At 50.6% G+C, this 621-nt stretch carries 1 protein-coding gene; it reads left to right on the top strand.

Annotation, left to right across the window (positions count from 1 at the left end; genetic code table 11):
- Positions 1–14 precede the first annotated feature (14 nt).
- The coding region (locus RRF55_RS27200) for a phage portal protein (protein WP_439419206.1) at positions 15–621 on the top strand (607 nt) is incomplete at its 3' end.

Raw genomic sequence — 621 nt, 5'->3', positions numbered from 1 at the left:
ATAGTGGGTATCTGATGGCTAAGAATAAACAGCAACCAGGGCGCGTTAAGAGCGCTCTTTTAAACTGGCTTGGTGTTCCCATAAGCCTGACGACCGGTGAATTCTGGCGGGAGTGGTACGGAACCAGCAGTAGCGGAAAAGTGGTTACCGCTGACAAAGTTATCCGGCTTTCTGCTGTCTGGGCGTGCGTAAGACTCTTAAGTGAGTCAGTTTCCACGCTTCCGCTTAAAATTTACGAGCGGCAGGCTGATGGATCGCGAAAGCTGGCCCAGAACAATCCCGCCTACCAGATATTATGCAGGCGTCCTAACCCGGAAATGACCCCTTCCCGTTTCATGTTGATGATTGTGGCCAGTATTTGCCTGCGTGGTAATGCATTTGTCGAGAAACTATATATCGGCAGCAAACTGGTATCGCTGGTGCCGTTACTTCCGCAGAATATGGTTGTAAAGCGACTCGATGGCGGGAAGTTACAGTATACATACACGGAAAATAGCGTTAAGCGGATCATTCCAGTAGACCGGATGATGCATATCCGCGGATTTGGTCTTGATGGTGTGTGCGGGATGATGCCGACAATGGCCGGGGTTGACGTTTTCGGCGCTGCTATGTCGGTTGATG

This window comes from Klebsiella sp. K47 (assembly GCF_051858335.1).
GTDB lineage: Bacteria > Pseudomonadota > Gammaproteobacteria > Enterobacterales > Enterobacteriaceae > Klebsiella > Klebsiella pneumoniae.
This window is presented reverse-complemented; position numbering and strand designations above follow the sequence as displayed.